2 protein-coding genes and 1 pseudogene are annotated in these 4,781 nt (G+C 71.7%); 1 reads left to right on the forward strand and 2 read right to left on the reverse strand.

Annotated elements, in window-relative coordinates; translation table 11 throughout:
* Window positions 1-402, reverse strand: a pseudogene (locus AA75_RS28685) (cytochrome P450); the annotation flags it as partial.
* Between the two features lie 1,483 nt (window positions 403-1,885).
* On the opposite strand from AA75_RS28685, the gene AA75_RS28695 reads away from it, so the two are divergent.
* The gene (locus tag AA75_RS28695; RefSeq protein WP_033823190.1) at window positions 1,886-2,983 is read left to right on the forward strand and encodes a glutamate--cysteine ligase; all 1,098 of its coding nucleotides are present in this window, start codon (window positions 1,886-1,888) and stop codon (window positions 2,981-2,983) included.
* A 266-nt stretch (window positions 2,984-3,249) separates the two neighbouring features.
* Here the strand turns inward: AA75_RS28695 and AA75_RS28700 are convergent.
* On the reverse strand, window positions 3,250-4,781 hold a 1,532-nt coding region (locus AA75_RS28700), incomplete at its 5' end, for a catalase (RefSeq protein WP_033823192.1).

The following is a 4,781-nucleotide window of genomic DNA, read 5'->3' on the forward strand; positions in this document are numbered from 1 at the left end:
CAGGAGGACGACCTGTGGCTGTTCCGCCCAGGCGGGCAGGGCCGTGTCCCAGGCGGCGTCGACGTGGTCGATGAGGGATCGGACGTTGGCGGGGTCGGCGAGGAGCGAGAGGAACATCGCCTTGCGCAGGCGGTGGACCTGTCCGTCCAGGGAGTGGACGGCGCCGTGGCCGAACAGGGTGCTCTTCACCGGTTCGGGTAGCGCTCCCTCGCGGCGGATGTGCCGTTCGTCGTAGAAGAAGCGGACGGCGTCCGGGCCGTGCAGGGCAACTGCGGGTCTGCCCATCAGTCGGGCCCGCGCCACCGGGCCGGGACGGCGGCGGCGCAGGTCGGGCAGCCACGCATAGCCGCGCGCCAGCAAGGAGAGGGAACTGTCCGCCCACGGGTAACGGTGTCGGTCCATGGCGGGCGGCTGCCCCGGCCGGGCCGCCGGAAACGGGATGTCCCCCCAAATACCTCAGGCCGACCTCCACAGGAGGGCCGGGGGGTGGAGCATGTCCGCGCGTCGCAGTCCTCGTCGTACCCGTTCGCGGGCCCGGGCCCGCCGATCGAGCTGGTGGGACACCACACCGCACCAGCGCAAGACGTTGCACAGCGACCCGAGCAGCCGGGCCGCCCCTGCCTGCCCTATCTGTTCAGCGCGCTGAACACTGGACCAGAACCGGCAGCCTCCAGCTCCTGCTGCGGCATGGCGGCCCCACCAGGGACGGACACCGCGGATCGGCAGCATACGCACGACAGGCGGCGCATCCGGCAGACCCTTGACGGGGGCCCGATCGCTTCCGTCATAGGCCGGCCTACCCGCCGAACAGCCACGGTGGCTATGCCGGGTGGCAGCGTTCGGGCCCAGCCGCGAGCATCGGGCCATGGCCGATTCCGCGTCCCCGACGAACCACGACGCGCACTATCTCGCTGTTACGGCGCGCCTGTACGGTTGGCGCGCCGCCCAGCGGCCGCACGGGCCCCTCGAACTGGAACGACCGGGCTGGAGCGTCACGGTGAGCTTCACTTCAGGGGGACAGTTCGGCCACGCCACAGCGCACGGCCCCGGGAGAAGACGGGATGCTTTGACCATGCGGGAGCTGTTGGACTTGCTGGAGAACAACGGGACCCCGGACCGATCCGCCTGACTTCGCACTGATCCACGATTGCCGCGCCGGCGGACAGCTCGAGCAGTCCTTCCCGACCGGAACCTGGCCCTGCCGCTTCGCCGTGTCGGTGTCGGTCCGGTCCTGGCGGACAGCTCGCAGGAAGGCACCGCGCCGTGGGGGTCCGGATGGTCGGCGTCCGCCGCCGCCTGCGCCTGCGCCAAAACGATCCGATCACGCGCTAAACAAACTTCCCGGGAGAGACCGGGACCGGTCCGGCGTGCGTGCCGGGGCAGCGCAGCGCGACCACCTCCTCAGGGCAGCAGTTGCGCCTGCTCCTGTGGGCGCTGCTCGTCGGATCTACCCCTGCACCGGGCGCCCGCGTCTCAGGTCAGGAGAATCAGCAGGACCGGATCGGAGGTGGGGCTGGCCGAGCCGCTGGCGGTTCGAAGGTCACGCCGATACCGCGGGCGCCATTGAGGGATTTCGTCCAGGATCAGGCTGCCGTCGGAGTGGTGGAGCAACCCCGCGGGCCGGGCGGCCCCGCCGTTGTCCAGCCACAGCTCGTAAGCCTTGCCGGCCGGCAGGGCGGGGAGATCGGCGGCAACGAAAACGGCCTGGTCGCGGAGTTCGGATCGTGCTGGGTCGTGGGCTCTGCGGACGAGTTCGATCAGGGTGTCGGCCCGGCGGCCGGTGAGCCGCCCGCGGCGGGTCGGCGGTCGCCGGGGGCGAGCAGGGCGGCGAGGGCTGATCGCGGCACTGCCGCATGCGCGCTCCGCCTGCGGGTACCTGCTCAGCATGCTGACCCTCGGCGTCGAAGAGGAATACCTTCTGCTCGATGCGGCCACGGGCCTGCCGGTGGCGCGCGCCGCCCAGGTGCGTGAGGCCGCCCGCCTCCAACCGTCCCTGGAGCGCGGAGAGGTCCAGCGAGAACTGCTCCAGGCACAGCTGGAGGTCGCCACCCCCATCTGTCATGACCTCGAGGAGGCCGGCGGGCACCTGCTGCGGATGCGCCTGGCCCTCGGTGAGGCCGCCCGGCAGGAGGGCTGCCGCCTGGCCGCGTGCGGCGCGGCGCCGTTCACCGACCGCCTGCCGGTCCCGGTGACGGACACCGCCCGCTACCGCACCATGCACGACGACACCCGGCTGCTCACCGACCAGCAGCTCATCACGGGCATGCACGTCCACCTCGGGATTGCCGACCGCGGCGCCGGCGTCACCGTGATGAACGGACTGCGTGCCTGGCTTCCTCTGCTGATCGCGCTCGCGGCGAACTCACCGCTGTGGCAGAACACCGACACCGGCTTCGCGAGCTGGCGCACCGTCGTCTTCGGCCGCTGGCCCGTCAGCGGGCCGCCGCCCTTCTTCGGCGACGCCGACGCCTACGACCGCCGCACCCACGCCCTGGTGGAGCGCGGGCTGATCCGCGACAGCGGGCAGCTCTACTGGCACATCCGCCTGTCCGAGCACTTCCCCACCGTCGAGATCCGCGCCATGGACGTCCAGATGCGCCCCGACGAAGCCGTGATGCTGGCCGGCGTCGTACGCGCCCTTGCCACCCGGATCCTCAGCGACGCGAAAGCCGGACACGCCATCGCGCCCGTCGAGCAGGAGATGCTCGCGGCCGCCGTGTGGCACAGTGCCCGGCACGGTTGCACGAGTTCGGTGTTCGACCCGCTTTCCGGCCGGCTGGCGATAGCCGGCGACGCGGTGGCCGCCCTGTTGGATCACATCGACCCCGTGATCGGGGACAGTGCGGACCGGCGGCACATCGTCCCCGTGCTGGAGCGACTGCTGCGGGACGGCAACGGCGCCGCCCGCCAGCTACGCCGGCTGCGCGCCGACGGCCGCGGCGCCCTCGTGGCAATGATCACAGAACAGACCACCGGTGTCTGACGAGTGCTCTCACTTGCTCCACCCAGATGCTGTTCAGTCGGGGGTGGGCCGCGTCGGGATCACCATGCCCGCCCGGACCCCGCTGTGCAGGTCTCCGGCACGTCCCCGTGCAGGCACTCCAGCTCGGCGTGATGGGCCCTCAGGGCTTGAAAGGGCTTCACGGTGCCGATCTGCTTCTTCTGGACATCTCGTACACGAAGGGGAGCCGTCGAGTGGGACGTGGGGGCCCGGGCCGGAGCAATGGGCTCCGGCCCGGTCTGGAGGGCTCAGTGCACCGTTGCCGGGAAGCGTTCCCAGACCCGGTGCGTGCCGAGCTGCTCGACCAGCGCCGAGACGGCCTGCGCCGGGTCGGTGTCGGTGAACACGCCGGCTGCCTGCGGATCGACCCCGGCTGCCGCCCACAGGCCGCGGGCGTCCGCGAGGCCGGCGAGAGGTTTGGCGTGGCGGTAGGCCTCGTTGACGAGGAGGACAGCGCGGGAGTCGAGGGCTGGCTGGCCGCCGGCGACGGCGCCGGCCTTGGCGTCCCGAGCGCCGTGGTCGTCGGCGCCCCGGTCGGGCGCGCCGGCCACCAGGAGCGCGTCGAACTCGACGGACCGGGCTGCGCCGTAGGTCCGCTGCACCTCGAGGTCGTCCGCGAGCGGCGCCCCGGTGGGTGCGATGATCAGCGGCAGCAGCCCGGCATGGTGTGCGGCCTGGCGCAGTTGCCGCACCACGCCGGCGTCGCTGGTGGTGGCGGTGAGGATGCCGAGCACCCGGCCGGTGGCCGGCCAGCGCTGCCCGACCTGGGACAGGGCCGGGCTCGGCGCCATCTCGACGAGGGCGCCGGCCGCGGCCCGGGGAGCGGGCAGGCCGAGCCCCTGGGCGACCTCGTGGCAGAGCACCTCGTCGATCCTGGCCAGGACCGTCAGGGCCCGCTCCTTGATGGCCTGCTCGTAGACCTTGGACAGTTCGAAGGTGTAGGCGGCGATGACGTGCTCGCGCTCGACGGGGCTGAGGCTGAGCCAGAACAGGCGCGGCTGGCTGAAGTGGTCGGCGAACGACGCCGGGGCCTCGCGGACCTTGGCCGCGGCGGGGATCGGGACGGGGTGTTCGATGAAGGCGTGCTCGCCCGGGCCGGCGAAGAACGGGCAGCCGCCGTCCAGGGAGTTCGGCTTGTAGGGGGCGACGCCGGAGTGTACGGCGTCCTGGTGGAAGCCGTCGCGGAGCATGTCGTTGACCGGGGCGTGCGGGCGGTTGACCGGGATCTGCGCGAAGTTCGGGCCGCCGAGCCGGGTGATCTGGGTGTCCAGGTAGGAGAACAGCCGGCCCGCCAGCAGCGCGTCGTCGGTGATGTCGATGCCCGGGACCAGGTGCCCTGGGTGGAAGGCGACCTGCTCGGTCTCGGCGAAGAAGTTCGTCGGGTTGGCGTTCAAGGTGAGGAGACCGACCGGCCGCACCGGCGCGAGCTCCTCCGGGACGATCTTCGTCGGGTCGAGCAGGTCGATGCCCGCGAAGGTCTGCTCAGGCGTGTCGGGGAAGGTTTGGATGCCGAGCTCCCATTCGGGAAAGTTCCCTGCTTCGATGGCGTCCGCGAGATCGCGGCGGTGGAAGTCCGGGTCCGTCCCGCCCAGTAGCTGGGCCTCCTCCCAGACCAGGGAGTGCACGCCGGCCTTCGGCTTCCAGTGCCATTTGGCCAGCGTGCTCGCGCCCTCGGCGTCGACGAGACGAAAGGTGTGGACGCCGAAGCCCTCCATCATCCGGTACGAGCGGGGGATCCCCCGGTCGGACATGTTCCACAGGGTGTGGTGGGTGGCCTCGG

The organism is Kitasatospora sp. MBT63 (assembly GCF_000710465.2).
GTDB lineage: Bacteria > Actinomycetota > Actinomycetes > Streptomycetales > Streptomycetaceae > Kitasatospora.

Bases quoted from the DNA above. Each gene is read 5' to 3' on its own strand.
- AA75_RS28695 (WP_033823190.1), top strand. From the start codon at position 1,886: ATGCTGACCCTCGGCGTCGAAGAGGAATACCTTCTGCTCGATGCGGCC.